Genomic DNA, 26,942 nt, shown 5'->3' on the forward strand with positions numbered 1-26,942 from the left:
CGAAAATGAGGGTCGAATTTGAGTCGGGAGAAACGATAACGGGGTGGCCAGGCCACCCCGTTTCAAGCACGCGCCGTATTAGCTGCCGAGCTTTTTCTCGAGATAGTGAATATTGACGCCGCCCTGGCGGAAGTAGCTATCGCGCACCAGGTCTTTTTGCAGGTCGATATTGGTTTTGATGCCTTCTACCAGCAGCTCGTCGAGGGCGTTGCGCATCCGCGTCAAAGCGGTCTCGCGGGTTGCACCCCAGGTGATCAGCTTGCCGATCAGCGAATCGTAATGCGGCGGTACGCTGTAGCCGGTGTACATATGTGAATCCATGCGCACGCCAAGCCCGCCCGGCGCGTGAAAAAGCGTCACCTTGCCCGGCGAAGGCATGAAGGTGCGCGCGTCTTCGGCGTTGATCCGGCACTCGAAGGCGTGGCCGTTGATCTGCACGTCATCCTGGCTAATCGACAGCGGAAGCCCGGAGGCAATGCGCAGCTGCTCCTTGACGATATCGACGCCGGTGACCATTTCGGTGACCGGATGCTCGACCTGAACGCGGGTGTTCATCTCGATGAAGAAGAACTCGCCGTCCTCGTAAAGAAACTCGAAGGTGCCGGCGCCGCGGTAGCCGATCTCGATGCAAGCGTCACGACACGACTGCAGCACTTTGGCCCGCGCCTCGGGGTCGATGCCCGGTGCCGGGGCCTCTTCCAGCACCTTTTGGTGGCGGCGCTGAAGCGAGCAGTCGCGATCATAAAGGTGAATGGCGTTACCCTGACCGTCGGCCAGTACCTGGACTTCCACGTGGCGCGGCTTTTCGAGGAACTTCTCCATGTACACCGTGCCGTCGCCGAACGCGGCACTGGCTTCGGTGCGCGTCACGGTAATGGCCGAGAGCAGATGCCCTTCGGTGTGCACCACGCGCATACCGCGGCCACCGCCGCCGGCGGCGGCCTTGATGATCACCGGATAGCCGATGCGCTTGGCGGTTGCCAGGTTCGCGGCGTCGTCGTCACCCAGCGGGCCGTCGGAGCCGGGTACGGTCGGCACGCCCGCGGCTTTCATCGACTCGATGGCGCTGACCTTATCGCCCATCAGGCGGATGGTCTCGGCGCGGGGGCCAATGAAGGTGAAACCGGAGCGCTCGACCTGTTCGGCAAAATTGGCGTTTTCGGACAAAAAGCCGTAGCCGGGGTGTATGGCGCTCGAATCGGTGACCTCGGCGGCGCTGATCAGCGCCGGAATGTTGAGGTAGGACTGCGCCGACGGCGCTGGCCCGATGCAGACCGCTTCGTCGGCCAGACGCACGTGCATCAGATCCCGATCGGCTTTGGAGTGCACCGCAACGGTCTTGATCCCTAGCTCTTTACAGGCGCGAAGAATGCGCAGGGCAATCTCGCCGCGATTCGCGATAAGTACCTTGTCCAGCATGGGAGAATCCACCCGTATTGAAATGAAAGATTAAGCGAGAACGATCATGGGCTGATCGAATTCCACCGGCTCGCCGTCTTCCACCAGGATGGCCTCTACCACGCCGTCGCGATCGGCTTCGATCTGGTTCATCATTTTCATGGCTTCAACGATGCACACCGTGTCGCCCTGTTTGACGGTATCGCCCACCTCGACGAAGGACTTCGCACCCGGCGCCGGGCTACGGTAGAAGGTGCCGACCATGGGCGAGTTGACCGCTTCGCCGCGGTAGGTTTTGGCCGGAGCCTCTGCGCCAGCGTCACCGCCTGACGCGGGAGCGGCGGGGGCCGGCGCGGGCTGTGCGTGGCTCGGGTAGCCGTACTGAGGCATCGGCTGGGGCTGCCAGCTGGTGCCGTCCGGATGGCGGCTAATGCGCACCGACTCTTCCCCTTCCTGAATCTCGATCTCGCTGATGTTGGATTCTTCGAGCAGTTCGATCAGCTTTTTAACCTTGCGAATATCCATTGCTGGGCCCCGGTAGTGTTGAACAGTTAATAAATCCGCCCCGGCACGCCGTCAAAGGACGCGCCGAAGGGCGCAGTAAACCCAACGATAAAATGAACGAAAAGCGACACGTTAACGAACGTTACAGACCTTTATGCCTTAAAACCGCCGCTAATGCTATTGGGAGCGGAGTTTGCCGAAAAACGCCGACATTGTCCAGCGTAGGACCCTCGATGGGCGTCAACTGCCCGCACCCAAAATTACTACTGCTTATAACGGCGTCATCAAGGCAAAACGATTTGCATCAGGCGCTCGGTGTCGCTTTTAAGGAGCGCTTGAGCGAAGAAAGGTGGTCGGCAAGCGCTTTGGCATCGACTTCACCTTGAATACGTGCTTGGCGAATTTCGCGGTCACCGTCGAAAAACAGAAGGCTCGGCGGCCCGAACAAATCGAAGGCATCCAGGGCGGCGCGGGTTTGGGGCGTCGTCTGCGTGACGTCGACCTCGATCAGCGCCATGCCCTCGAGGGCGTCGATTACTCGCGAGTCAGGGTAGACGTCGCGCTCCATCAGCTTGCAGGAGATGCACCAGTCGGCGGTAAAGTGAACGAAGGCGAGTCGTTCGTCGCTTCGCGCCAGCGCCTCATCAAGCCCATCAAGGCCCTCGACGGTCTCGAAGGTGCGCGCCTCGTCACGTTGATCGGTCGAGAGCGACGTGGTCGCAAGATTTAACGGACGTAGCGGGTCGTCACCGCCGGCCGCGGCACCAAGCACCAGCGCGCCACCCCATACCAGCAGCATCAGCCCGAGGGTTTGGCGCGCCCGCGCCCAGCCGTCGGTGGCGCGGGCCAGTGCTCCGAGCGTCAGCGCGGTGGCGATGGCCAGCGCCGCCCATAGCAGCAGCGCCAGGGGCGGGGCGATCAACCGCTCGACCATCCAGATGGCCACGCCAAACAGCAATAGCCCAAACGTGGTCTTGACCCCGTTCATCCAGGGCCCGGAGCGCGGCAGCAGCGTCGTGCCGAAGGTGCCGACCAGCAGCAGCGGCAGCCCCATGCCGAGCCCGAGCGCGAACAGTATCGCCGCGCCCATCAGCGCGTCACCGGTACTCGAAATGAACACCAGCGCCCCGGCCAGCGGCGCGGTCACGCATGGTGACACCACCAGCACCGAAAGCGCGCCGGCAAGCGCAAGCCCCATCGGCCCGCTTTGCTGGGCGCGCGCTTGCCAGCGTTCGACCCGGCTGGCGAGTTTGGGGGAAAGGCTCAGGTTGAACGCGCCCAGCATGGCAACCGCGAACAGGGTGAAAAGAGCGGCAAAGCCGATCAGTACCGGCGGCGACTGAAGCCGGGCCTGTAGATTGAGCCCGGCACCGAAAAGCCCCATCAATACGCCGACGAGCGCGTAGGTCGTCGCCATGCCCAGCACGTAACTTAGCGAGAGCACAAACGCCCGCGGCCGGGTCGGATGTTGGCCGACGATGATCGACGAGAGAATCGGCAGCATCGGCAGCACGCAGGGCGTGAAGGTCAGCCCGATGCCGGCCAAAAGGAAAAGGCCGAGCGCCAGCGGCAGGCTCGCCTCAGTGATCAGCGCGCTAAAGCGCCCGTCCTCGCTTTGCACCGCCCTAAAATCCGGCTGCGCATCGACAGAAGCGGCGGTGTCGCCGGCATCAAGGGCATCGGCAAAGGCGGGCGGCACGGTGGTTTGCGCTGCCTCGAGCGTGATCTGCTCCGGCGGATAGCAGAGCCCGGCATCGGCGCAGCCCTGAAAGCGAAACTCGAGCGAAATCGGCCCGTCGTGCGTCTCGACCAGCGGCGCTTGAAACACCAGCTGATCCCGAAACACCTGGGCTTCGCCCATGAACTCGTCGGTATGCGCTTCGCCCTGGGGGATCTCAAGCGATTCGAGTCCGGCGCCTTCAAGGCCGAGCTGATGGCGGTAGAGATAGTAGCCGTCGGCGATGTCGACGCCGACGTAAACCCTTTCGCCATCGTGCCAAGCCTGGCTTTCAAAGGCCTCGAGTACCGGAAGAAAATCGGACTGACCGCTGCTGGAAAAAAACTGCGCCTGCGCGCCCAGGGGGATGATTAGCAGGGCAAGACAAAGTAAGCGTTTGATCGATAACACGGCGGCTTCCTGAAAACGTACCCGGCCAGGATAGCAGACCGGAGACGGTGAGCGTAGCGACTGCGGTGACATGACGCGCCGATATACGCCGGCGCTCCAACGAAAGAAGCCGCCCTAAGGCGGCTTCTTTCACGGTGGGCCAACGAGTCGTTACGCTTTCTCGTAAGCCGCCACGGATTTTTCGATCGCCTTGCGCGCGGCCTCGACGCCTTCCCAGGACTCAACCTTGACCCACTTGCCTTTTTCGAGATCCTTGTAGTTTTCGAAAAAGTGGGCGATCTGTTGGCGAAGCAGTTCGGGAAGGTCAGTGACTTCCTGGACGTCATCGTAAAGCGTGCTCAGTTTGGGGTGCGGCACGCAGACGAGCTTGGCGTCTTCGCCGGCTTCGTCGGTCATGTTCAGGATGCCGACGGGGCGCGCGCGAATGATGCTACCCGGTGCGACCGGGTGCGGCGTCACGACCAGCGCGTCCAGGGGGTCGCCGTCGTCAGCCAGGGTGTGCGGAATGAAGCCGTAGTTGGCCGGATAAAACATCGGCGTTGCCATGAAACGGTCAACCAGCAGCGCGCCCATATCCTTGTCGATTTCGTACTTGATCGGCGCGTGGTTAGCCGGAATTTCGATCGCAACAAAAATATCGTTGGGCAGATCCTTTCCAGCGGGGATGTGGTCGAAGTTCATTTTCAATCCTTGGCTTTTGACGTGCGTGATTTAAGCGGTGGTTTAGGTGATGGGTTAAGCGATTGATGTCTTGCGTAATTGCGACGAATTATACGAACAAGCGCCGCTGATTACCAATTCAACGACGCTCGAGCGCCAAATTTCAAGCCTCCTTGAAGGCGCTGGTGCCTTTACCAGGGCGGAGCGGTCGTTTGGCGATACCGACCATCGGCGGGGCATCGCTACCAACGCGCAGCGTGTATGATAGCGAACTTCGATGGAGCGCTCGGGGACGCGCCCGGTGCATTGGACGCGACGCCTTTTGTCGACGTACCTTAGTGACGTAGCACGTAAGGCCAAGGAGAATACAGTGGGGCACGCTCAGTTACTGATCAGCTACGGCCAGGCCTTCGTCGCCCCGGACCGGCGAAAGCACAGAAGCTCCATGTCCGTGAGCGTGCCCGATACCCCCTTGCTCAATCTCAAGGGCGCCTGCGCGGTGATCAGCGATTCGCTGTCGCGCAATACCATGGCCAAACAGGCCGGTGACCTGAGCGTGCGCGGCTTCATGGCCGACTACTATTCCACCCCCGAGCACTGGGACATCAAGACCTCGGCCACTCGGGTGATGCTGGCGCTCAATAGCTGGTGCTACAGCCAGAGCCAGCACGTCAAGGAGGGCAGCTTCGTCTCCTCGATGTCGGCGATGATCTTCAGAGGCGGCGAAGCCAATCTCTTTCACATGGGCGATACGCTGGTGTTTCGCCTGCGCGGCGCTGAATTCGAGCAGCTCACCCGAGACCATGTCACCGACGTGGGCGGCTATCGCTATCCTTCTCGGGCGCTGGGCATGGATGGCAGCCTCGACATCGATTACAGCCTGATCAACCTTAAGCAGGGCGACTTTTTCGTCTTCACCACGCAAGGCGTTCGCGGCACGCTCATGCCCTCCGACTACGTGCGCTTGATCCGCGAAAACGCTAGCGACCTGGACGCCGCCTGCGAGCGGTTGGCAAGCGAGGCCAAGCAGCGCGCCCAGGAGCGCGGCTACGGCGGCGACCAGTTCTGCTTTCAGATACTGCGCATCGACGAGCTGCCGGAAGAGACCGAGGACGACCCGGCGCTGATCTACGGCGATCTGCCCATTCCGCCAGAGCTTTCCTCGGGCCAGCGCCTCGACGGGCTGGAAGTGGAGCGCGTTTTATCGCGCAACGCCCAATCCCGCGTCTACCAGGTGCGCGACGTCCACTCCCAGCGCCAGATGGTGATGAAGGCACCCAGTCCCGAGCTTTCGCTGCGAAACGCCTATCTCGAGCACTTTCTGCTTCAGCAGTGGGTCGTGGAGCGGGTCAATTCGCCCTTCGTGGTGCGGGTGATCGAGCCATCAAGACCCCGGCGCTACCTTTACTATCTGATGGCGTTCGTCGAAAGCGAAACGCTCAGAGAGTGGGCGGACCGCCACCCCCAGGCGAGTCTGAAGCAGCGCCTGGACATCGCCAACCAACTTGGTAAGGCGGTGCAGGCGCTGCACCATCGCGACATCATTCATCAGCAAATTTCGCCGGACAACGTGCTGATCGATACCCACGGCAAAGTAGTGCTGGCGGACTTTAGCGCCTGCCACATGCGCGACATGGAAGGCCACCGTAACTCCGGCGAGCTGTTGCGCCAGGTGGGCTTTACCGAGCATACCGCCCCCGAGTATGCGCTTGGCGACAGCGTTGGAAGGCGAAGCGATCAGTACTCGCTGGCCTCCACCGTTTACTGGCTGTTAACCGGCACGCTGCCCTACACGCTGACCCCGGACCGGCTTAGAAGCCACACTGACCTCGAGTCGCTTGCCTATAAAAGCGCGCGCAGCGCAAACCCGGAGATCACCCCGGCGCTGGACGACGCGCTGCGCCGGGCGCTGGACCCGCAGCGGGCGCTGCGCTTTCGTAAAATGTCGGAACTTCTGTACGCGCTTCGCTTACCGCTGGGCCGCGTGGCCCACGTTGAAATGCGAAGCGAGCCCCGGCGCTTTTGGCAGGGCGTGGCGGGTATTTTGCTGCTGTTACTCGTGCTCTCCTGGCTTTTACGCTAGCGATTAGTGAACACAAAAAAGCGGGGCGATGGTGTCATCGCCCCGCTTTTTTATTGGTCGTTACCGGCGATTCGATCGCGCTCAGAGGGTAAAGGTGGGCAACTTTTGCTCGACCTTGGCAAGCTTGAGTTTGGCGACCTTGGGCAGGCCGTTCTCGAAAGGCGGGAAGTCCTCGCCCTGGATCAGCGGCGAGAGGTAGTCGCGGCAGGTCTGGGTGATGGCGAAGCCGTTGTCCGAGATGAAGTCCCGTGGCATGAACTTCTCCTGGTTGGCGATTTGCGACAGCGGCGCCGAGATCACATCCCACTGGTAGGGCGTTTGCGAGATACGGCGAATGGCCGGCATCATCGAGTTCTTGCCCGCTAGCGCCAGGCTCACGGCCTCGCGGCCCACGGCGTAGGCCTGCTCGACGTCGGTTTTGGAGGCCAGGTGGCGCGCGGCGCGCTGCAGATAATCCGCGACCGCCCAGTGGTACTTGTAGCCCAGATCCTGCTTCACCATGCCGGCGAGCGTAGGCGCCACGCCGCCGAGCTGGCGGTGACCGAAGGCGTCGGTGTTACCGGCGTCCGCCAGGAAGGTGCCGTCTTCGTAGCGCGCGCCTTCCGAGACCACGATCACGCAATAGCCGTACTTCTTAACGCTCTCGTCGACCCGCGCCATGACGGCCTTACGATCAAAGGCGATCTCCGGAAAGATCACCAGATGCGGCGGCTCGCCTTCACCTTCACCGGCCAGCCCGCCGGCGGCGGCGATCCAGCCCGCGTGACGGCCCATCACTTCCAGCACGAACACCTTGGTCGAGGTGGCGCACATCGAGGCGATATCCAGCGACGCCTCGCGAGTCGAAGTGGCGATATACTTGGCCACGCTGCCAAAGCCCGGGCTGTTGTCGGTGATCGGCAGATCGTTGTCCACGGTTTTCGGCACGTGGATGGCGGTGAGCGGGTAGCCGAGCTTTTCTGAAAGCTGCGAGACTTTCAGGCAGGTGTCGGCACTGTCGCCGCCGCCGTTGTAGAAGAAGTAGCGGATATCGTGCGCTTTAAACACCTCGATCAGGCGCTCGTATTGGGCGCGGTGAGTCTCGATATCCTTGAGCTTGTAGCGACACGAGCCGAACGCACCGCCCGGCGTGTGTCTGAGTGCGGCGATGGCGTCGTCGCTCTCTTGGGTGACGTCGATCAGATCTTCGGTCAGCGCGCCGATGATGCCGTTGTGACCGGCGTAGACCTTGCCAATCTGGTCGGGCGCCTGGCGGCAGGCTTCGATCACGCCGCAGGCGCTTGCGTTGATGACGGCGGTGACGCCACCGGACTGGGCGTAGAAGGCGTTGTGCTGAGCCATGGAAACCTTTTAACTCCTGATCAAAAAAGAGCGTGGCCGGTCGTGTGAGTCCGGCCGGTCGCATCGTAAACGGCGGGATTTTAGCGTAAAGCGCTCAGTACTGCATCAGACCCAGGTATGGTTGGGCGAGTGCTTACTCTGGTGTATCCAGGTCCTGCTCCTGCTGGGCCAGGCGCCAGCCGCCCAAATCCTTGTAGCGATTGACCATGGTGCAAAAGAGCTCGGCGGTGCGTTCGGTGTCGTAGCGCGCCGAGTGCGCCGCCTTGTTATCGAATTCGATGCCCGCTGCGCGGCAGGCCCGGGCCAGCACCGTTTGCCCGTAAACGAAGCCCGCAAGCGTTGCGGTATCGAAGCTCGAAAAAGGGTGAAAGGGGCTTCTTTTGACGTTGCAGCGAGCGGAAGCGGCGTTTAAAAAGCCGTGGTCGAAGGCGGCGTTGTGCCCGACCAAAATGGCGCGAGAGCAGTTGTGCGCCTTGACCGATTTGCGGATCGGCTTGAAGATTTCGCCGAGCGCGTCGGCCTCGGAGAGCGCGATCTGTTTTCTGAGCGGGTCGTCCAGGTTGATGCCGGTAAAATCGAGCGCGGACTGCTCGACGTTGGCACCTTCAAAAGGCTGGATATGATACGAGTAGGTATCATCGGGCAGCAGATTGCCATCGGAGTCCATCGTCAGGGTCACCGCGGCGATTTCGAGCAGCGCATCTTGCTGGGCGTTGAAGCCGCCGGTTTCCAAATCGATGACGACCGGTAGGTAACTGCGAAAACGCTGGGCCATCAGGTCGCGGGCTATTGCCTCGCTCATGCAGCTCTCCTTAAAAGCGAGTAGTCGGTAAAGAAGTCGTCGGTCGGGGATAGCGAAGGCGTTCGCTAACAGTGCCCTGATTCTAGCAGCTTTACCCCAGCGGCGTCGTTGACGGTGTTCCCGGCTCTTTGAGAGCGCTATACTCTTGGTTTAACTCATTCGATAAAGTCCGATGTCAAAAGCGGGCTTTGCTAACCCAAAGGAGTCAAGAATGTCCGATGTCAAAAAGGTTGTGCTGGCGTATTCAGGCGGCCTGGACACATCCGTAATCGTCAAATGGTTGCAAGAGACCTATAACTGTGAGGTCGTGACCTTCACAGCCGACATCGGCCAGGGTGAGGAAGTCGAGCCGGCGCGCGCCAAAGCGCAGGCTCTCGGCGTGAAAGAGATCTACATCGAAGATCTGCGCGAAGAGTTCGTGCGCGATTACGTCTACCCGATGTTCCGCGCCAACACCATCTACGAAGGCGAGTATCTGCTCGGCACTTCCATCGCACGCCCCTTGATCGCCAAGCGGCTGATCGAGATCGCCAACGAAACCGGCGCCGATGCGATCTCCCACGGCGCGACCGGTAAGGGCAACGACCAGGTACGCTTCGAGCTCGGCGGCTACGCGCTTAAGCCCGGCGTAAAGGTCATCGCGCCCTGGCGCGAGTGGAACCTGACTTCGCGCGAAAAGCTGATGGCCTACTGCGAAGAGCACAATATCCCGGTTGACTTCTCCAGCAAGAAAAAGAAATCACCGTACTCGATGGACGCTAACCTGCTGCACATCTCCTACGAGGGCGGCATTCTGGAAGACCCTTGGGCGGAAGCCGAAGAAGATATGTGGCGTTGGAGCGTCTCGCCGGAAGAGGCGCCCGAGACGCCGACCTACATCGAGCTGACCTTCGAGAAGGGCGATATCGTCGCGATCGACAATGAGCCCCTCAAGCCCCACGAAGTGCTCGAGAAACTCAACAAGCTCGGCGGCGACAACGGCATCGGCCGACTCGATATCGTCGAGAACCGTTACGTCGGTATGAAGTCCCGAGGCTGCTACGAAACTCCCGGCGGCACCATCATGCTGCGCGCTCACCGTGCCATCGAGTCGCTCACACTCGACCGCGAAGAGGCGCACCTGAAAGATCAGCTGATGCCGAAGTACGCCGAAGTGATCTACAACGGCTACTGGTGGAGCCCGGAGCGGCGCATGCTGCAGGCCGCCATCGACGAAACGCAGGGCAACGTCTCTGGCGTCGTGCGCATGAAGCTCTACAAGGGCAACGCCACCGTAGTGGGCCGCAAGTCCGAGCAGTCGCTGTTCGACGAGTCGATCGCGACCTTCGAGGATGACGCCGGCGCTTACGACCAAAAAGACGCCGAAGGCTTCATCAAGCTCAACGCGCTGCGCCTGCGCATCGCCGCTGGCAAGGGCCGCAAACAGAGCTGAGCCGCCTCTTGATGCACGCTTAACGTTTGTGAAAACGGCCAGTCTGACTGGCCGTTTTCATGCAAAACGGGTGTCAGTCAATCGATTTTGGAGAGCGTCATGTTCAAAAAACTTCTATCGGCGTTGATGGGCGGAAGCGAGAAGCCTGCCTCCGCTTCCCAGGCTTCTGAGCCGGTGATCTATCGCGACTACGCGATCGTCTCCACGCCGGACGCCCAGAGCGGGCAGTACCGGGTCAGCGGTACTATCAGTAAAACCATCGGCGATAGCCAAACGCGCGAGCACCGCTTCGAGCGCTCTGACATGTTGCCGTCGCGCCAGGCCTGCGACGAGATGATGGTCACCAAGGCCAAGCGCTATATCGATGAGGTGGGCGACGCCATGTTCGAGCCCGATCCAAGGGTGGCAGGGGATATACGGTAATACCTGCTGATCAGGCGAAAGAGCTGTCGACGAGAGAGCGGGCTCGCGCTGCGGCCTCAACCAGAAGTGTATCGGAGGTGATTTTCGATGACTCTCCCTGCTCGGCGAGCTCGATATCGTTGAGCAGCTTCCCAAGCTTTCCTTTTCGATCAACCAGCGCCGCAAAAAAGTCATTCCCCAGTGGAAGTTCCTTCATCAGGGCATCCAGGCTTATTCCCATGATGATGGGCATATGTGAAAAAAGCCCGAGTACAAAGCCTTCCTCTTCATCCATACGCCTTTCTGCGGCCACTTGCTCACAGGCCAGGGCTTTGGTTAGCCCGTTGATCAGGTTAAGCTTGCTTGCTGGGCCATTATTGGCAAGCAGCACAACCGTCACAAGCATCCTAAGTTCGTTGATTCCTAAACGCTGTATGCAAGTATTGAGTTTGTAAGTGGGTTGCGACAGCCCCTTGCTCGCCGAATTTGCCCTTCTCAATACTGCATCAATCAAATAAGGATCCTGGGCAATCAAGGCGCTAATCTCCGAAATATTGATGGTTGATCGATACAGTTTCGAGATAATGCGCAATTGATTGGCTTTGGATGATGAGCGGCGAACGTTGTGTGCTCGTTGCGTCTTGGGACGCTCGTAGAAGTACCCTTGAAACAGTGAAACCCCTAGTGCCTTGAAGCGCTCGTACTCTTCGTGCGTCTCGACACGTTCGGCCAGTAACGTTAGTCCTCTATTTTTCAAGCGTTCAATCAGTTCGATAGAGAGATCGGTTGATACATCGAGCTTTACGATACCGCAATAGTCTAGTAGGGACTCGTGATCCTGGCTTGTTTGAAAATCATCGATGGCAAGGACATATCCCAAATCCTTTAAGGCCTGCAATGCCTGCTTGACCTCCTTGGTGGGAGGCGTCGTTTCCAGAATCTCGAGCACCACTTGTTCGGTAGGTAGCGAATAGAGACTAGGGTCGAGAAGCCACTGCTCTGATACATTGATAAATAGCTTTCGGGGGCCGCAAAGCTTTTCTAGCCCTATTTCATAAATTGCAACGGCACATGCGCGCGCAGTCGCCTGCACATCGTCATCTATATGTGCTTGTTGATCGTTGGCTCGCCCTCTATAAAGCAGTTCATCGGCTATGTGGTTCAGATCCTTATCAACTATAGGCTGAAGGGCGATGGTGTAGCTACTGTGAGCAGCCGCTTCGTTTGTTGATGTCCCCTTCACGGCTATACAGCTCCTTGACATGGTCAAACAGTTCTTAGGCACAAGATTATAGGAAGATGGGATTACCATCTATATACAAAAGGAGATATTGACTAAAAACGCTCTAGTCGAATGGTCGTTTTAAGTTTTGGTAGAAAGTGGCGTCACTTACTTCCGTCTCTATCGTCCAGAGCGCTCGTTTGAAGTGCAAGAAGTGCCTTTAACGTCTTAACGTGTCGAGCTTTTAAACGCGGCAGAAGCGCAAGCCAAACTCTCGCCGTCAATTGGGCATCACCCAAAGCGGTATGCCGCTTGATCGAGGTATCCGTGATTGCGTAGCGCTGTATCAGCGTATCCAGGTCATGATTCAAAAGCGCGCCGTCCAGCGCTTTGGAAATCAGCAGTGTATCCAGGACCGGGTTGTTCACTCGCTCGCCTGCTTGGCTCAGCGCGAGCAGATCGAACGAGGCGTTATGGGCCAGCAGCACCGCATCGCCGCGATAGCGGCGAAAACGCTCGAGGACGGTAGCTAGAGCGGGCGCATCCTGTACATCCGCGTCACCAATGCCGTGAATGGCCGTGCTGGCCGGTGGTATTCTGCGGCCCGGGGTGATCAGGCTGTCGAACACGTCGCTGGCCAGCAGCCGCCGGTTGACGATTCGACACGCTCCCACACTCAGCAGCGTATCGCCACCGCGCAGATCGAGCCCCGTGGTTTCGGTATCGAAGGCGACCAGTTCGAGCGCCTCCAATGAGCGCTCGGCCAGCGGCTCCTCGGGCGGGGCAAGTCGCGCGATCTCGAAGTCGTGGAACTCGGGGCGTGGGGCGCTGGCGGGCACCGGCGCGCCTTGGCGCCGCGAGTGGGGCAGCGATACGCAAAGCCTTGCGTACTCGCCGCCGGGCTCCGGCTCGCTCCAGAGGCTGCTTTCATGCAGCGCAAGAATCTGCTCGACGCGAGGCACCAGTGGAAGCGACTCTACCTTGAGTTGGTGCCAGTGCGAAAGCGTTGCGGCATCGATTGGCTCGCCGCGCCAGATGAAGGCGAGCCACACACCGTCCTCATTAGTGACCAGCGCGCCTTCGAAGCGGCGCTGGGCCAGCCGGCCATGAAGCTGGATGATCAATATCTCAAACAGCGCCACCAGCGAAGCCGCGTGGCCCTTGAACCAGCCAGGTACGCCGATCGGCGTGATGAGCGCTTGGCTCGGGTCGAGCTGCTCGTCCAGCGCTTGCCAGAAGGCGTTCGACCAGATCGAGCTCAGCCTCTCGCCTGCGCTTGGAGAAGGCAGGTGGTCTTGCTCGCCCACGGTGCGCTCCCAGAAATGGGTCACGTCCCTGAGCGTGATGAGGATCTCGCCAGAGTCGCCGGGCAGGCGCGAAAGGCTGAGCGACAGGATGCGCTCGTCAAGCCCCACCAGTGCCTCGCGAGCGAAGGTAGTGTCGACCGCACTGTCAGAAAGCGAATCGAAGCGCGTCACCAGTGAAGGTGCCGCCAGCAATGTTTCCAGCCGTTTACCAAGCCCTAGCCGACAGGGCGAGTCGAAAAATGCTTCGGCGGCGTGGTTGAACAGCAAAAGCCTGCGGTGGCGATCGAACAGCATTAGCGGCGTGGCCAAGTGCTGCAGAAGCGTTTCCAGCGCCCGGCGCGTGTACTGAGCCGCCTGCTGGCCCTCCTCGCGGGCGCCTTCGAGCCGCGCGCGATCTTCGCGCCAGCCTGCAGCGATCTGGCGGATGTCCGGCGCCAAACTCTCGAGCCAGCCACCGGGGGGGGAAACTGGCGCGTCCGGCGCCGCCAGCAGTTTGGCAAACTCTTCGTGAAGCATGCGAAGCGGGCGCAGCAGATAGCGCTGCAGCAGAACCCCCATTGTCAGCAACGTCACTCCGCCGGACAGGGCGCCGGTCCATAATAGCCCGCGCTCCCAGCTATCCAGTATTAGCCGGCTTTCGAGCCATACCGCAAAAAGTACACCCCCCAGCAAACTGAGTCCGCCCAGCGCAAGCCATAGCCCTACCAGTCGCTGATGGGCGGGCATTCCTCGTGGTGTTGGCAAAAGCTTTGAGGGCATGGCGAAGATTCTGGTGGTAGCAGGTAGGTGGCTGGCGACACGGAAAAGTTAAACGCTTGATCGAGCCTTATTATTGAACGTTTTTTACGTTGACCGGGAAAGTCTAGAGAGTGGCGGGCACCGTGCCTAGAGGACCTTGGTGCAAGGCCGCCCAGCCAGGTCGCAACCCTGTACAATGCGGCTGCTCGCCATAATAACCGTGGGGTCGGCGCGGGTCTGGCAAACGTTTGGCGCAAGGAGGTTGAATGCGGGTACTGCTACTCTCGGCGTACGAGGCGGTTAGCCACCGCTACTGGGCGGATCAGCTGACGGCGCGGCTGGACGACATTGAGTGGGTGCGGTTAAGCCTTGCGCCGCGCCACTTCGCCTGGCGTATTCGCGGTAACCCGCTGGGCTGGTGGCTCAAGGAACATGCAACCTTGAGCCAATCGTTTGATGTCGTACTGGCCACCTCGATGGTGGATCTGGCCACGCTCATCGGGCTCTTTCCGCACTTGGGTCAGGCGCGCAAGATCGTTTACTTTCACGAAAACCAGTTCGCCTACCCAAGCTCGAGCGCGCAGCGCCCGCCGGTCGAGGCGATGATGGTCAATCTCTACGCGGCGTTAGCCGCCGACGAGGTCGCATTCAACACCGCGTTCAACCGTGATTCGTTCATTGACGGCATCAAGGCGTTTCTAAAAAAGATGCCGGATAAGCTGCCCGTGGCCGAGCCTCTGGAGGCGCTTAGGCGTCGCGCACACGTTCTCCCGGTACCGCTCGAGGCACTTGCTGGAAAGGGCGCTTCAGGTTCGCCCGTCAATCGCATCATCTGGAACCACCGCTGGGAGTACGACAAGAACCCGCAGGACTTTTTCGAGGTGCTTTACCGACTAAGCGAAGAGGGCGTTTCGTTCGAGCTTGCCGTGGTAGGGCAGCGTTTTCGCGACGCGCCGGCGGTTTTCGATGAGGCCAAGGAGCGTCTTGGCGCGCATATTCACTGCTGGGAGCCGCTCGAATACCGGGAGTACCAAGCGCTTTTGGACGAAGGTGGCATCGTGGTGTCGACCGCCTGGCACGAGTTTCAGGGGCTTGCCATCCTGGAGGCCGCTCAGCGTGGCGCTCGTCCGCTGGTCCCCAATCGGCTCTGTTTTCCCGAGCTCTACCCGGCTGCGTATCGCTACAACGGGACGCAGCAAGGGCTTTTTGAGCGCCTGAAGGAGTGGCTAGAGGTTCCGCAAAGCCGGCCGCCGGCGCTAGACCTGCAGGCGTTCGAGTGGCCGCAGTGGCAGGCGCGCTATCGCGGGCTGATGAGCGGCGAATGACCGGGCTCGGTCAAAGCTCGGTTTTTTCCTTGTACTCGCACAGATCCTCGATGAGGCAGCTGCCGCAGCGTGGCTTGCGGGCGATACAGGTATAGCGGCCGTGAAGAATCAGCCAGTGGTGAGCATCCTGCTTGAACGCGCGGGGCACGTGGCGCTCAAGCTTTTGCTCTACTTCCAGCACGTTTTTACCCTTGGCAATGCCGGTGCGGTTGGAGACGCGAAAGATGTGCGTATCCACGGCGATGGTCGGCTCACCGAAGGCGGTGTTGAGGATCACGTTGGCGGTCTTGCGCCCGACGCCGGGCAGCGCTTCCAGCGCCTCGCGGCTTTTGGGCACCTCGCCCTGGTGGCGCTCGACGAGCATTTGGCAGGTTTTCATCAGGTTCTGCGCCTTGGTGTTGTAAAGGCCGATGGTCTTGATGTGCTCTTTCAGGTCTTCGAGGCCGAGCGCGAGGATCGCCTCCGGCGTGTTGGCAACGGGAAAGAGCTTGGCCATCGCCTTGTTGACGCCGACGTCCGTCGCCTGAGCCGACAAGAGCACGGCGGTCAGAAGCTCGAATGGCGTGCTCCAGTTGAGCTCGGTGGTCGGGTGCGGGTTTTCCGCTTGAAGCCGCGAGAAGATGTCGAAGCGTTTTTGAGCATTCATGGCATCGTTTCCGAGTCGAGGGCCGCGCGAGCCGAATCGACTACCTTCTGGGCCTTGTCGAGATGCTCTTCTACTTGGCGCACCGCGGCGCCGTCCTGCTGGCGCTTGGCGTGAGCGAGCTGCTGGCGAACGTGGCGAAGCGACTGCTCGGCGGCCTTGAGCGCCAGCCGCTTTTGGTGGCGGCGCGTGGCGTTGGGTTCAGTCGTCGCTGCGGGTCCATCAGTTGCAAGCGCAGCATCGATTTTAACAAGCGCCTGACGCTGCCCCGCTAGCTGATCGGCGAGTGCCTGGCGCTGGGTGTCATCCTGCGCGGCGGCCAGCTTGCGCTCGAGGCGCTTGAGCGCCGCCGCTTGGCGGGCGCGGCTGGCGCGCAGGGCGCTTGGCGAAATCTCGGGCGCTTGCGGGGCGGCCACGGCGGGCTGACTGGCGGCGTGGCGTTTGGCGCGGCGCTGCGCTTTGGCCTCGGCCTCGAACGCCAGGCGCTGGTTGCGCGCGATAAAGCGCGAGCGCCCCTTGATGGCGCGCTGCTCCAGATAATCGGCCTGCTCGCCTGGCGTGGACGCCGCCTGCCACTGCGGGTGGGACACCAGATCGATGCAGTCGACCGGGCAGGGCGCCACGCACAGCTCGCAGCCGGTGCATTCGCTTTCGATCACCGTATGCATCTGTTTGGCCGCGCCGAGGATGGCATCCACCGGGCAGGCCTGAATGCACTTGGTGCAGCCGATACACTCGGCTTCGCGAATCACCGCCAGCAGCGGCGGCTGGGGCGGCTCGGCAAGCGCAATGACCGGGCGGCCGGTCAGTTTGGCCAGCCGCTCGAGCGTTTCCTCGCCACCGGGCGGGCAGCGGTTGATGGCTTCACCCTGGGCGATCGCCTCGGCGTAGGGGCGACAGCCGTTATGGCCGCACTTGGTGCACTGGGTTTGCGGAAGCTCGGCATCGATGGCATCAATTAACTGCGTGGCGAGCACCTTACATCACCCGCTGGCCCGGTTTGGCGCCGCTATCCGGCGACATCAGGTAGATGCCTTCGTCGTCGCCCGCCGCCAGCACCATGCCCTCGGACATGCCAAAGCGCATCTTGCGTGGGGCCAGGTTCGCCACCATCACCGTCAAACGCCCTTCGAGCGCCTCCGGCGAGTAGGCGCTGCGAATGCCGGAGAAGACATTGCGGGTTTCGCCACCCAAATCGAGCGTGAGCTGCAACAGCTTGTCGGCGCCTTCGACGTACTGCGCCTTGGCGATGCGCGCGATGCGCAAATCGACCTTGGCGAAGTCGTCGAAGCCGATCTCGTCGGCAATCGGCTCGTCCGCCAGCGGCCCCTTGGGCGCTTGCTTGAGTTTTTGCTCTTCCACCAGGTCCTCCTTCGATGCCTCGATCATGGCGTCGATTTTGTCGCGCTCGATGCGCGTCATCAGCGGCTTGAATTTCTCGATGGCATGATCGGTCAGCACGGTCGTGCGGCTCTGCCAGTCAAGGCGCTCGAGCTTGAGAAAGCGCTGCGCCTCAATGGCCATGGCGGGCACGACCGGCGCCAGGTACACCATTAGCTGGCGGAACAAATTGATGCCCACGGAGCAGATATCCAGCACTTCCTGCTCGCGCCCTTCCTCCTTGGCCAGCGCCCAGGGGGCCTTGTCGGCGATGTAGGTGTTGGCCTCGTCGGCGAGCTCCATGATTTTGCGCATGGCGCGGCCGAACTCGCGGGCTTCGAAATCCCGGGCGATGTCGTCACCGGCATCGATGAAGCGCTCGACCAACGCCTGCTCGGCGCAGTCCGCGGAAAGCGTGCCGCCGCCGAGCTTTTTGACGAAGCCCGCGCAGCGGCTGGCGATATTGACCACCTTGCCGACCAGGTCAGAATTGACACGGGCGCTGAAGTCATCAAGGTTCAAATCCAGATCGTCGACGCCGGCGCTGAGCTTGGCGGCGAAGTAGTAGCGTAGATACTCCGGGTTCAGGTGCTCGGCGTAAGTGGCGGCCTTGATGAAGGTGCCCCGCGATTTAGACATCTTGGCGCCGTCGACGGTCAAAAAGCCGTGGCAGTTCACCGCGGTGGGCGTGCGCATATCCGCGCCATGGAGCATCGCCGGCCAGAACAGGGCGTGGAAGTAGACGATGTCCTTGCCGATGAAGTGGTACACCTCGGCCTCGGAGTCCTTTTCCCAAAAGCTATCAAAATCGATGCCTTCGCGCTCGCAGAGGTTCTTGAAGCTGGCCAGGTAGCCGATCGGCGCGTCGAGCCAAACGTAGAAATACTTGCCCGGCGCATCGGGAATCTCGAAGCCGAAGTAGGGCGCGTCACGCGAGATATCCCACTCGTTGAAGCCGGATTCGAACCACTCCATCAGCTTGTTGCGAATCTGCGGCTGCACGTGGCCATCGTTAATCCACTGCTGCAAAAACGCGCTGAACTCGGGCAGCTTGAAGAAGTAGTGGGTGGAACTTTTCACTTCCGGTGTCGCACCCGAGATCGCCGAGACCGGGTCGATCAGCTCCGCCGGGGTGTAGGTCGCGCCGCACTTTTCGCAGTTATCGCCGTACTGGTCGTCGGCCTTACACTTTGGGCAGGTGCCCTTGATGAAGCGGTCTGCAAGAAAGAGGCCCTTGACCGGGTCGAACATCTGCTCGATATCGCGGGTGGCGATATGGCCCTTGTCGCGCAGGCGCGTGTAGATCTGCCCGCTGAAGTAGCGGTTCTCTTCCGAGTGGGTGGAGTGGTAGTTATCGAAACCCACGCCGAATTTGGCGAAGTCCGCCTGGTGGGCGTTCGACACCCGCTCGATCAAAGCCTCGGGCGTAATGCCTTCCTGCTCGGCGCGCAGCATGATGGCGGTGCCATGAGCGTCGTCGGCGCACACGTAGAAGCAGCGCTGGCCCCGGCTCTTTTGAAAGCGTACCCAAATGTCGGTTTGAATGTACTCGAGCAGGTGGCCAAGGTGAATATCACCGTTGGCGTAGGGCAGAGCGCTGGTCACCAGAATGTTGCGCGGGGCAGTGTTTGACATGGTTCGTGGACGTTCCAATTAGCCTGTAACAAATAAAGACGGCGAAGAGGGCGCTTGGCCGATACTTCGCCGATACGGGGCGTTCATTTTGCCGCGGGTTGCGACGCCAGGGCCGCACCGGTCAGCGAGGGCTCAGTAGAGCGCCTGCTCCTCTTGCACCACTTCCTTTAAAAGCTCGAGAAAGAGCTTGTCCGCCTCCGAGTGCTCGGCGGGGTCTTCGGGAATGTGCACGCTGGTGGTGCCGGAGATCTCGTTGGCGATACGCGCCATGACCGCTGGGCTCGAGCCTTCGGCCAGTTCCTGGCGAGCCACGTTCAGCGACTGCGTGAGAATTTCCGGGTCCTGTAACAGCTTGCGGATAAAGCCACGCAGCTCGTTGATCACGCGGGATTTCTGAATTTCGGATGCGGACATGATGCGCTCCTTGTCGCCTTGTCATCACAAGGCGTTGACCGTTTCGAAGATGCCTTGACCATAGCACTTTTTGCCACGCGCGGCATGAGGCGCTCGCAAGCGTTGCGGCTATAACCGCAGCCGCCCGGCCTTGTGCTTGACCGGGTTGGCGTACTGGGCCAGCCAGTAGGGTTTTAGCTCATCAGACACCGAGGCCAAACGCTCGTTGAACCGCGCGCGGTCATCGCGGCTGATAGCGCTGCGGGCGATCAGCTCCGGCGCTTCGCCTAGCGCCTCGAGCGCCAAATAGTGGCTCGGGAACAGGCGGTAGCCGCCGATCACCTGGCGGTCGATCTCGGCGGCGACTTCGTCCGGGGTCGCCATGTCCGCGCCGATTGGCTGACCAAAGCGCAGCTGCACGCGCCCCTTGGTGCCGGTGATGCCGGCAACGATCGAGCGAATGTCCTCGAACTCGGTTTTCGCGTAGCTGCCCTTATTGGCGATGTCGAAAAGCTCCTGGGCCTTTTGCACATCGCACGGGTCGTACTCGTAACTGATCGATACCGGCACCAGCTTGAGCTCGGCGATCGCCTCGCCAAAAACGAACTCGCCGGCGTCGCCGCGACGCGCCATGGTCAGCATCTTGACGATCGCCGGGTCGGTGCGATCAATCCCGTTCTTGGCCCGTCCTTCTCGCTGGGCCATCCAGATCGAGTGGTTGTCCGCTGTGATCGAGTGGCGAATGTAGCCGGAAAGCTGCTGATAGGCGGCCAGCATCGCGCGCTTGCCGCGGGCGCTTCGGGGTACGATGAAGCTCTTGTTGAGCCGCATGAGATCGGTGACGTAGGGCTTTTTCAAAAGGTTGTCACCGATGGCGATACGCACCGTGTCGCGCCCGGCCTGGTAGAGCGCGTAGTTGACGAAGGCCGGGTCGAGCGAGATGTCGCGGTGATTGCCGATGAACAGATAAGCGCTGTCGCCGTCGAGCTTCTCGAGCCCGGCGACCTCGAAGGCATCGGTGGTGGTGCGTATCATGCGCTCCATGTAGCTTGCGATACGCATTTGGAAATCATACACCGAGGCGACGTTATCGACTTCGCGGCGCACGGCGCGTCCGGCGAGCAGGCGTGCAACCCCGGGGGCCCACTTGGCCAATCGGGGCAGCTTGAACCGGGTCAACGCGTCCAAAAGCTCGCTGTCGCGAGAGAGCCGCGACAGCACGTCATGCACCTCATGATCCATGTAAGGGCGAATGTCGGCCCAGGGATCATCGGCCGAGGCGTTGGGGGCGTGGTGTTGGTCAGTCATGCGATCCGTTTATTAGAGTGAGCCAAATCGAGAAGCGTTGGACAGCGGCGCGCGCCGTTCAACTCGCATCAAGCGCTTTGCGGGGCGTCCGGCTCTTTTTTCGCCTCGCCTCCAAGCCACTCGAGCAGCCTGGGAATGTCCTGAGAGAGCGACTGCGCCATCAGGATGAAATCGGTTTCGAGTCGTGCCAGGGCGTCGTCGCCATCATCGGCGTGATCGGCCTCTTCGATCAGCGCGTCGCCAAACCGCAGTGACTTCAGCGCCAGATCGTCGTGCAGCACCAGGTTTAGCCGGCCTTCGAGCCCGAGGGCAAGTTTGCTCGCCTGGCGGCCGCTCTCCAGCAGCTGCTGGATTTCGTCGCTGTCGAGATCGACCTGGCGGGCGCGCAGTACGCCGTCGTCGCCCTTGGCCTTGAGCTCGACCTGGTCACCAAGTTGCATGTCCGCCGGGCGGCTGGCGGCGTCGCCAAGCCAAGTCGTCATCGCGCGGATCGGCAGCGTTTCGGAGCTCACGGGGGTGACTTTCAGGCTGCCCAGGCTCTCGCGCAGCAGGTCGAGAATCTCCTCGCAGCGGGTGCGCGAGCTGGTATTGATGCCGATGAGATTGGCTTTCGTGTCCCACCACAGATCCACCTTTTGGCTTCGCACGAAGGCGCGTGGCATCAGCTCTTCGGTGATCTGCTCTTTGAGCGCGGTCTTCTCTTTACGGGAAACCTTGCGCGCCTCCTGGGCTTCGATGTCGGCGACCTTGTCGTCGAGCTCCTCCTTGACCACCGAGGCGGGCAGAAGGCGCTCCTGGCGCAACACCGACAGCAGGCGGTGACCCTGAATTTCGTGCAGAAGCTGACCGCTTCCCAAACGACCTGCCGGCGCTGTCCACCCGAGCCTGCGGGCATCGGCGCCGCCCAGCGGCCTCGACGCCAAAGGTTCAAGGGCGCGCTCGAGTGCCGCGGCGTCTGGTGCTACCTCGCCGTGCAGACGATACAAGTGCAGGTGTTTAAACCACATATCACCAATCCTGTCCAAAAGGGGGCACATTATGGCGAAACGCCGACGCGACTGCCAGCCTCACGCACCTGCTGGGTTTTATTGCCTACGTTTCAAACTTGTGTTTGATTGCGTAAGCGGTCGTTAGGCGGATAATTATTCGCCTTCATGGACGCCTGCTAAAAGCGAAATTCGCGTTTTTTTACATCGATAAGGAGCCAGCATGTCATCTTTGATCAATCGAGTCGGCCTTCGCGTTCGGGGTTATCACCTGGACGGCTACGGACACGTCAATAACGCGCGCTATCTCGAGTTCATGGAGGAAGGGCGCTGGTCCTACTTCGACCAGCACGCGCGGCTCGTACGCGAAATGCACGACTCCGGACGCGCTTTCGTCGTGGTCAATTTGAACATCGATTACAAGCGCGCCGCGATGCAAAACGATGACCTCACCGTGTTGACCGGCCTGATCGAGGTCGGCGAGCGCAGCGCGCTTTGTCACCACCGCATTCTGCGTGCCGATGGCAAGGTGGTGGCCCAAGCGGATCTGACGTTCGTGCTGATGGATATGAACGCCGGGCGAGCCAGTGCGATCGACGGTGAGATCCTCGAGACGATGAAGCGCATTCGAGTCGCCAAAACCGAGTTCGCTCTTTAAATCGCACGCACGCTCTCATTTTTTGCGATTCCAGGGTCTAGACTCTTTCTACCCAAGCGCTTCAAGGTGCCGGGGCATCATCAGGGCGCAGCCGGCGGCGGCTGCGCTCCATGAAGTTACTCTCGATTGAAAAGGGATTTGACATGAGCGATGACAAGGAAGCGATCTATAAGGCGTTTCGGGAGGCCGTCAACATGGCGCCCAAGGAGCTCGAAGAGTGGCTGGAGACCGACGAGTCCAAATCCGTGGGCGATAGCGATGGCGGCGAATCGACGGGGCACAAATCCGGACGGCGTATCGTCGAGATCAAGCGCAAGAACAAGGATGAGCTGACCGACAGCGATTATAGCCATATGAAGAAGGTGAACCAGTACGTGGCGCGCCATCTCAAGCAGCCACCGCAGAAAGAGGACAAGAAGACCTCGCGCTGGCGCTACTCGCTGATGAACTGGGGCCACGACCCGCTGAAATAATTAACGAACGCGCTCTCTTGTTTATCCGCGCCGAGCGCTGCCCGTCGGCAGGTTTTAACGCGCTCGATTCAGGCTCGGCGCGTCTGAGTGTCCCTTCACGCGCTTTTTTCACGACCCCTTGGGGGCCTACTGTTCTTTTAGGTCAACGCTTTGGCGTGCTCTCTGACTGCCCATGATGCTCACACAGTGGTATGATAGCAGGGTCTATGTTCGCCTCTGATATGCCGCTCAAAGGGCATTCAAGCGCTTTCAACTCTCGCAGTGCCAATGCAGTGCAAAGGATCTGACTTTCATGGGTGACATCGCCAGAGAAATCTTGCCCGTCAATATCGAAGACGAGCTAAAACAGTCGTACCTCGACTATGCGATGAGCGTCATCATCGGCCGCGCCTTGCCCGATGTTCGCGACGGTTTGAAGCCGGTGCATCGCCGTGTGCTCTTCGCCATGCACGAGCTCAACAACGACTGGAACAAACCGTACAAGAAGTCGGCGCGTGTCGTCGGCGATGTCATCGGTAAATACCACCCTCACGGCGACAGCGCGGTCTACGACACCATCGTTCGCATGGCGCAGCACTTCTCCATGCGCCACGTGCTGGTCGACGGCCAGGGCAACTTCGGCTCGATTGACGGCGACAATGCCGCCGCGATGCGTTACACCGAGGTGCGCATGGCGCGCCTAGCCCACGAGCTTCTGGCGGATCTGGAAAAGGATACCGTCGACTGGGTCGATAACTACGACGGCACCGAGCGAATCCCCGAGGTGCTGCCAACACGCGTACCAAATCTCCTGATTAACGGCTCCTCGGGTATCGCCGTGGGCATGGCGACCAACATTCCGCCGCACAACATGCGCGAAGTGATCGACGGCTGTCTGGCGCTGATCGACGACTACACGCTGACCATCGACGATCTGATGCAGTACATTCCGGGGCCGGATTTCCCTACCGCGGGCATCATCAACGGCCGTGCGGGGATTCTCGACGCCTACCGCACCGGACGTGGGCGCATCTATGTGCGCGCGCTGCACACCATCGAACACGATGACAAGAGCGGCCGCGATCACATCATCATCACCGAACTTCCCTATCAGGTGAACAAGGCGCGGTTGATCGAGAAAATCGCCGAGCTGGTGAAAGAGAAGCGTATTGAAGGCATCGCCGAGCTGCGCGATGAGTCCGATAAGGACGGCCTGCGTGTGGTCATCGAGATCAAGCGCGGCGAATCCGGCGAGGTGGTAGTCAACAACCTCTTTGCTCAGACCCAGCTTCAGAACGTCTTCGGCATCAACATGGTGGCGCTGGAAAACGGCCAGCCGCGCACGCTGAATTTGAAGGAGATGCTCGAGGCGTTCATTCGCCACCGCCGAGAAGTCGTCACCCGCCGTACGCTTTTCGAGCTCAAGAAGGCGCGCGAACGCGGCCATATTCTTGAAGGCCTGACCGTTGCGATCTCCAATATCGATGAGGTGATCGAACTCATCAAGGCTTCCCCCAACGCCGCCGAGGCGAAGGAGAAGCTGCTCGAACAGGTATGGCAGCCAGGCCAGGTCACGGCGATGCTCGAGCGTGCCGGCGCGACCTCCTGTAAGCCCGAGGATCTCGACGAAGGATTTGGCCTCAATACGCTAGCGACGGAGTATCGGCTTTCGCCGGCTCAGGCTCAGGCGATTCTGGAGCTGCGCCTGCACCGCCTGACCGGGCTTGAAACCGAGAAGCTTCTCGACGAGTACCTGGCGATTCTTCAGCGCATTGCCGAGCTGACCGAGATTCTCGCCTCGCCGGATCGTTTGATGGAAGTCATCCGCGAAGAGCTGCACGCGGTACGCGACCAGTTCGGCGATGACCGCCGTACCGAGATCCAGGCAAGCCACCTCGATCTCTCCATGGAAGATCTGATCGCCGAAGAGGACATGGTCGTCACCGTGTCCCGCTCGGGCTACGCCAAGACCCAGCCGCTTTCCGACTATCAGGCCCAGCGCCGGGGTGGTCGCGGTAAGTCCGCGACCTCGATGAAGGACGAGGACGTTATCGAGCACCTGCTCGTCGCCTCGACTCACGACACCGTGCTCTTGTTCTCCAATCGCGGCAAGGTGTACTGGCTCAAGGTGTACGAAATGCCTAACGCCAGCCGTGGCTCGCGGGGCAAGCCCTTGGTCAACATGCTGCCGCTGGACGAAGGCGAGGCGATCAACGCGATTTTGCCGGTGCGCGACTACGACCCGGAGCACTACATCTTCTTCGCCACCGCCAAGGGCACGGTCAAGCGTACCAGCCTCGAGCAGTTCTCGCGGCCACGCTCGGTGGGCCTGATCGCCATCGACCTGGAAGAGGACGACCGCCTCGTGGGCGCGGCGATTACTTCGGGTTCTGATCACGCCATGCTGCTTTCTTCGAACGGTAAAGCGATCCGCTTTGAAGAGGGCAACGTACGCGCCATGGGCCGCACCGCCCGCGGCGTTCGCGGCATGCGCCTGCTCGATGACGCGGAAGTGATCAGTCTAATCATTCCCAAGAGCCAGCAGATCGACCAGGAAAACGACGGCGACGACGAATCGGCCACGCCAGAAGCGGCTTCCGAGACACCGATCGAAGAGGGCCAGATTTACATTCTGACCGCCAGCGAAAAAGGCTACGGCAAGCGCACACGCCTCGAGGAGTTCCCGCTCAGGGGCCGCGGCGGCCAAGGCGTGATCGCGATGCAGACCAGCGAGCGTAACGGCGCGCTGGTGGCGGCCATGCAGGTGTATGACGCCGACGAAATGATGTTGATCACCGACCGCGGCACGCTGGTGCGCACGCGGGTCGAGGAAGTCTCTACCACGTCGCGTAACACCCAGGGCGTGATGCTGATTCGCCTCGGCAAGGAAGAGAAACTGGTGAAAACCGTTCGCGTCGACGAGCCCGACGAGGTGCTGGCCGAGCAAATGGAGACGGATGCGCTCGAGGCTGACGCCAGCGCTGCTGAAAATGTCGACACTGCCGGCGATGCCCAGAGTGAACAAGAGCAAGGTAACGCCGATGACACGTCACTATAACTTTTGCGCGGGGCCGGCGGCCCTGCCCACCGCCGTATTGGAGCGCGCCCAGCGCGAGATGCTCGACTACCAGGGGCGCGGCCTATCGGTAATGGAAATGAGCCATCGAAGCGATGAGTTCATCGCGATTGCAAGGCAAGCGGAAGCGGATCTTCGCGAGCTGATGGCTATTCCCGATAACTACCGGGTGCTGTTCTTGCAGGGCGGGGCGAGCATGCAGTTCGCCATGCTGCCCATGAATCTGCTCGGGCGAGGTGGCAGCGCTAACTTCATCCAGACCGGTATCTGGGGCAAGAAGGCGCTCGCCGAAGCCAAGCGTCTGGGGTTTGACTGCCACGTGGCGGGCGAGAGCGAGTCCAACGGCCATACCGAGGTGCCGCCTCGCGCAAACCTTTCAGTGAGCGATGACGCCGCTTATTTGCACTACACCGCCAATGAAACCATTGGCGGGCTCGAGTTCGACTATACCCCAACGTGTTCCCGCGCCGATGGTGTTGACGTGCCGCTCGTGTGCGACATGTCGTCGAGCATTTTGTCCGAGCCGACCCACGTCGCCGACTTTGGCATCATCTACGCCGGCGCCCAGAAGAACATCGGCCCGGCCGGGCTGACGCTGGTTATCGTGCGCGAGGATCTGCTTGGAAACGCCGTAGCGAAGACGCCGACGCTGTTCGACTATCAGGCGCTGGCCGAGGCCGAGTCGATGGTCAACACGCCGCCGACCTACGCCTGGTACCTGTCGGGGCTGGTGTTCGATTGGCTCAAAAACGACGTGGGCGGTTTGAAAGCCATGGATGCGCTGAATCAGCGCAAGGCCGACAAGCTTTACCGCGCCATCGACGAAAGCGGCTTCTACTCCAACCCGATCGCCAGGCATAACCGCTCGCGCATGAATGTGCCGTTCGTACTCGCCGACAGCACCCTGGACAAGGCGTTTTTGAGCGAGGCGGAGGCAGCGGGGCTTTTGAACCTGAAGGGTCACCGCAGCGTTGGCGGCATGCGCGCAAGTCTTTATAACGCCGTGCCCGAGGCCGCGGTGGACGCGCTGATCGCCTTCATGCACGATTTCGAACAACGAAAAGGCTAA

22 protein-coding genes are annotated in these 26,942 nt (G+C 60.7%); 8 read left to right on the forward strand and 14 right to left on the reverse strand.

The features are described from left to right. Nucleotides 1–78 precede the first annotated feature (78 nt). The 4 genes from accC to ppa all read right to left on the reverse strand — a co-directional run bounded on the left by accC (nucleotide 79) and on the right by ppa (nucleotide 4,711). Nucleotides 79–1,419 (reverse strand): acetyl-CoA carboxylase biotin carboxylase subunit, encoded by a 1,341-nt coding sequence (gene accC / locus MQW23_RS13215; RefSeq protein WP_252108669.1) that lies wholly within the window; start codon nucleotides 1,417–1,419, stop codon nucleotides 79–81. Between the two features lie 30 nt (nucleotides 1,420–1,449). Next, complete coding sequence (gene accB, locus MQW23_RS13220) at nucleotides 1,450–1,923, reverse strand: acetyl-CoA carboxylase biotin carboxyl carrier protein (protein WP_252108670.1); 474 nt, start codon at nucleotides 1,921–1,923, stop codon at nucleotides 1,450–1,452. A 283-nt stretch (nucleotides 1,924–2,206) separates the two neighbouring features. Beyond that, nucleotides 2,207–4,030 carry a protein-disulfide reductase DsbD gene (dsbD, locus tag MQW23_RS13225; protein ID WP_252108671.1) on the reverse strand — a complete coding sequence of 608 codons (1,824 nt, stop codon included), beginning with the start codon at nucleotides 4,028–4,030 and terminating at the stop codon, nucleotides 2,207–2,209. A gap of 150 nt (nucleotides 4,031–4,180) precedes the next feature. Further along, a complete protein-coding gene (gene ppa, locus MQW23_RS13230) occupies nucleotides 4,181–4,711 on the reverse strand; it encodes an inorganic diphosphatase (protein WP_252108672.1) in 531 nt (176 codons plus the stop codon). Between the two features lie 349 nt (nucleotides 4,712–5,060). Between ppa and MQW23_RS13235 the strand changes: the two genes are divergently transcribed. Then, on the forward strand, nucleotides 5,061–6,773 hold the full coding sequence (locus tag MQW23_RS13235) for a bifunctional protein-serine/threonine kinase/phosphatase (protein WP_252108673.1): 1,713 nt from the start codon (nucleotides 5,061–5,063) through the stop codon (nucleotides 6,771–6,773). A gap of 81 nt (nucleotides 6,774–6,854) precedes the next feature. On the opposite strand, the gene MQW23_RS13240 is transcribed toward MQW23_RS13235, so the two are convergent. Together MQW23_RS13240 and rnt are read right to left on the reverse strand one after the other, a co-directional pair. Next, nucleotides 6,855–8,114, reverse strand: a complete 1,260-nt coding sequence (locus MQW23_RS13240; RefSeq protein ID WP_252108674.1) for a 6-phosphofructokinase — start codon at nucleotides 8,112–8,114, stop codon at nucleotides 6,855–6,857. Nucleotides 8,115–8,247: 133 nt separating this feature from the next. Continuing rightward, a complete protein-coding gene (gene rnt, locus MQW23_RS13245; protein WP_252108675.1) occupies nucleotides 8,248–8,916 on the reverse strand; it encodes a ribonuclease T in 669 nt (222 codons plus the stop codon). 211 nt (nucleotides 8,917–9,127) lie between these two features. Here rnt and MQW23_RS13250 point away from each other — a divergent pair, with 211 nt between their 5' ends. Then, nucleotides 9,128–10,348, forward strand: coding sequence for an argininosuccinate synthase (locus MQW23_RS13250; RefSeq protein ID WP_252108676.1), 1,221 nt, complete (start codon nucleotides 9,128–9,130; stop codon nucleotides 10,346–10,348). 99 nt (nucleotides 10,349–10,447) lie between these two features. Further along, complete coding sequence (locus MQW23_RS13255; protein ID WP_252108677.1) at nucleotides 10,448–10,771, forward strand: HlyU family transcriptional regulator; 324 nt, start codon at nucleotides 10,448–10,450, stop codon at nucleotides 10,769–10,771. 10 nt (nucleotides 10,772–10,781) lie between these two features. Here MQW23_RS13255 and MQW23_RS13260 read toward each other — a convergent pair whose 3' ends face one another. Together MQW23_RS13260 and MQW23_RS13265 are read right to left on the reverse strand one after the other, a co-directional pair. Continuing rightward, the gene (locus tag MQW23_RS13260; RefSeq protein ID WP_252108678.1) at nucleotides 10,782–11,993 is read right to left on the reverse strand and encodes an EAL and HDOD domain-containing protein; all 1,212 of its coding nucleotides are present in this window, start codon (nucleotides 11,991–11,993) and stop codon (nucleotides 10,782–10,784) included. A gap of 143 nt (nucleotides 11,994–12,136) precedes the next feature. After that, nucleotides 12,137–14,005 carry a 3'-5' exonuclease gene (locus MQW23_RS13265; RefSeq protein WP_252108679.1) on the reverse strand — a complete coding sequence of 623 codons (1,869 nt, stop codon included), beginning with the start codon at nucleotides 14,003–14,005 and terminating at the stop codon, nucleotides 12,137–12,139. 278 nt (nucleotides 14,006–14,283) lie between these two features. On the opposite strand from MQW23_RS13265, the gene MQW23_RS13270 reads away from it, so the two are divergent. Beyond that, nucleotides 14,284–15,342, forward strand: a complete 1,059-nt coding sequence (locus tag MQW23_RS13270; protein ID WP_252108680.1) for a tRNA-queuosine alpha-mannosyltransferase domain-containing protein — start codon at nucleotides 14,284–14,286, stop codon at nucleotides 15,340–15,342. 10 nt (nucleotides 15,343–15,352) lie between these two features. Here MQW23_RS13270 and nth read toward each other — a convergent pair whose 3' ends face one another. The 6 genes from nth to MQW23_RS13300 all read right to left on the reverse strand — a co-directional run bounded on the left by nth (nucleotide 15,353) and on the right by MQW23_RS13300 (nucleotide 21,708). Continuing rightward, complete coding sequence (nth, locus tag MQW23_RS13275; RefSeq protein ID WP_252108681.1) at nucleotides 15,353–15,988, reverse strand: endonuclease III; 636 nt, start codon at nucleotides 15,986–15,988, stop codon at nucleotides 15,353–15,355. Further along, nucleotides 15,985–16,962 carry an RnfABCDGE type electron transport complex subunit B gene (locus MQW23_RS13280; RefSeq protein WP_252108682.1) on the reverse strand — a complete coding sequence of 326 codons (978 nt, stop codon included), beginning with the start codon at nucleotides 16,960–16,962 and terminating at the stop codon, nucleotides 15,985–15,987. Before MQW23_RS13280 ends, nth begins: the two co-directional genes overlap by 4 nt. Before the next feature lies 1 nt (nucleotide 16,963). Continuing rightward, entirely contained in the window at nucleotides 16,964–19,000 is a 2,037-nt protein-coding gene (gene metG / locus MQW23_RS13285) for a methionine--tRNA ligase (protein WP_252108683.1), read from the reverse strand. A 132-nt stretch (nucleotides 19,001–19,132) separates the two neighbouring features. Next, nucleotides 19,133–19,414, reverse strand: a complete 282-nt coding sequence (locus tag MQW23_RS13290) for a hypothetical protein (protein WP_252108684.1) — start codon at nucleotides 19,412–19,414, stop codon at nucleotides 19,133–19,135. Nucleotides 19,415–19,522: 108 nt separating this feature from the next. Continuing rightward, nucleotides 19,523–20,701, reverse strand: a complete 1,179-nt coding sequence (locus tag MQW23_RS13295; protein WP_252108685.1) for a 1-acyl-sn-glycerol-3-phosphate acyltransferase — start codon at nucleotides 20,699–20,701, stop codon at nucleotides 19,523–19,525. 68 nt (nucleotides 20,702–20,769) lie between these two features. Beyond that, nucleotides 20,770–21,708, reverse strand: coding sequence for a recombination-associated protein RdgC (locus tag MQW23_RS13300; protein ID WP_252108686.1), 939 nt, complete (start codon nucleotides 21,706–21,708; stop codon nucleotides 20,770–20,772). Between the two features lie 202 nt (nucleotides 21,709–21,910). On the opposite strand from MQW23_RS13300, the gene MQW23_RS13305 reads away from it, so the two are divergent. The 4 genes from MQW23_RS13305 (at nucleotide 21,911) to serC (ending at nucleotide 26,942) form a co-directional block, all read left to right on the forward strand. Continuing rightward, complete coding sequence (locus MQW23_RS13305) at nucleotides 21,911–22,345, forward strand: acyl-CoA thioesterase (protein WP_252108687.1); 435 nt, start codon at nucleotides 21,911–21,913, stop codon at nucleotides 22,343–22,345. A gap of 143 nt (nucleotides 22,346–22,488) precedes the next feature. Next, complete coding sequence (locus tag MQW23_RS13310; protein ID WP_252108688.1) at nucleotides 22,489–22,818, forward strand: DUF3140 domain-containing protein; 330 nt, start codon at nucleotides 22,489–22,491, stop codon at nucleotides 22,816–22,818. Between the two features lie 292 nt (nucleotides 22,819–23,110). Continuing rightward, nucleotides 23,111–25,855 carry a DNA gyrase subunit A gene (gene gyrA, locus MQW23_RS13315; RefSeq protein WP_252108689.1) on the forward strand — a complete coding sequence of 915 codons (2,745 nt, stop codon included), beginning with the start codon at nucleotides 23,111–23,113 and terminating at the stop codon, nucleotides 25,853–25,855. Continuing rightward, nucleotides 25,839–26,942, forward strand: a complete 1,104-nt coding sequence (gene serC / locus MQW23_RS13320) for a 3-phosphoserine/phosphohydroxythreonine transaminase (RefSeq protein WP_252108690.1) — start codon at nucleotides 25,839–25,841, stop codon at nucleotides 26,940–26,942. Before gyrA ends, serC begins: the two co-directional genes overlap by 17 nt.

The organism is Halomonas sp. S3-1-1, assembly GCF_023757625.1.
Lineage (GTDB): Bacteria > Pseudomonadota > Gammaproteobacteria > Pseudomonadales > Halomonadaceae > Vreelandella.

What these genes read in the sequence shown, in the direction of transcription:
- gyrA (WP_252108689.1), top strand. Translation starts at nt 23,111, where the DNA reads ATGGGTGACATCGCCAGAGAAATCTTGCCCGTCAATATCGAAGACGAG.
- accC (WP_252108669.1), bottom strand. Translation starts at nt 1,419, where the DNA reads ATGCTGGACAAGGTACTTATCGCGAATCGCGGCGAGATTGCCCTGCGC.
- MQW23_RS13290 (WP_252108684.1), bottom strand. Translation starts at nt 19,414, where the DNA reads ATGTCCGCATCCGAAATTCAGAAATCCCGCGTGATCAACGAGCTGCGT.
- rnt (WP_252108675.1), bottom strand. Translation starts at nt 8,916, where the DNA reads ATGAGCGAGGCAATAGCCCGCGACCTGATGGCCCAGCGTTTTCGCAGT.
- MQW23_RS13250 (WP_252108676.1), top strand. Translation starts at nt 9,128, where the DNA reads ATGTCCGATGTCAAAAAGGTTGTGCTGGCGTATTCAGGCGGCCTGGAC.
- MQW23_RS13305 (WP_252108687.1), top strand. Translation starts at nt 21,911, where the DNA reads ATGTCATCTTTGATCAATCGAGTCGGCCTTCGCGTTCGGGGTTATCAC.
- ppa (WP_252108672.1), bottom strand. Translation starts at nt 4,711, where the DNA reads ATGAACTTCGACCACATCCCCGCTGGAAAGGATCTGCCCAACGATATT.
- serC (WP_252108690.1), top strand. Translation starts at nt 25,839, where the DNA reads ATGACACGTCACTATAACTTTTGCGCGGGGCCGGCGGCCCTGCCCACC.
- MQW23_RS13270 (WP_252108680.1), top strand. Translation starts at nt 14,284, where the DNA reads ATGCGGGTACTGCTACTCTCGGCGTACGAGGCGGTTAGCCACCGCTAC.
- nth (WP_252108681.1), bottom strand. Translation starts at nt 15,988, where the DNA reads ATGAATGCTCAAAAACGCTTCGACATCTTCTCGCGGCTTCAAGCGGAA.
- accB (WP_252108670.1), bottom strand. Translation starts at nt 1,923, where the DNA reads ATGGATATTCGCAAGGTTAAAAAGCTGATCGAACTGCTCGAAGAATCC.
- MQW23_RS13240 (WP_252108674.1), bottom strand. Translation starts at nt 8,114, where the DNA reads ATGGCTCAGCACAACGCCTTCTACGCCCAGTCCGGTGGCGTCACCGCC.
- MQW23_RS13255 (WP_252108677.1), top strand. Translation starts at nt 10,448, where the DNA reads ATGTTCAAAAAACTTCTATCGGCGTTGATGGGCGGAAGCGAGAAGCCT.
- metG (WP_252108683.1), bottom strand. Translation starts at nt 19,000, where the DNA reads ATGTCAAACACTGCCCCGCGCAACATTCTGGTGACCAGCGCTCTGCCC.
- MQW23_RS13265 (WP_252108679.1), bottom strand. Translation starts at nt 14,005, where the DNA reads ATGCCCGCCCATCAGCGACTGGTAGGGCTATGGCTTGCGCTGGGCGGA.
- MQW23_RS13295 (WP_252108685.1), bottom strand. Translation starts at nt 20,701, where the DNA reads ATGACTGACCAACACCACGCCCCCAACGCCTCGGCCGATGATCCCTGG.
- MQW23_RS13310 (WP_252108688.1), top strand. Translation starts at nt 22,489, where the DNA reads ATGAGCGATGACAAGGAAGCGATCTATAAGGCGTTTCGGGAGGCCGTC.
- MQW23_RS13300 (WP_252108686.1), bottom strand. Translation starts at nt 21,708, where the DNA reads ATGTGGTTTAAACACCTGCACTTGTATCGTCTGCACGGCGAGGTAGCA.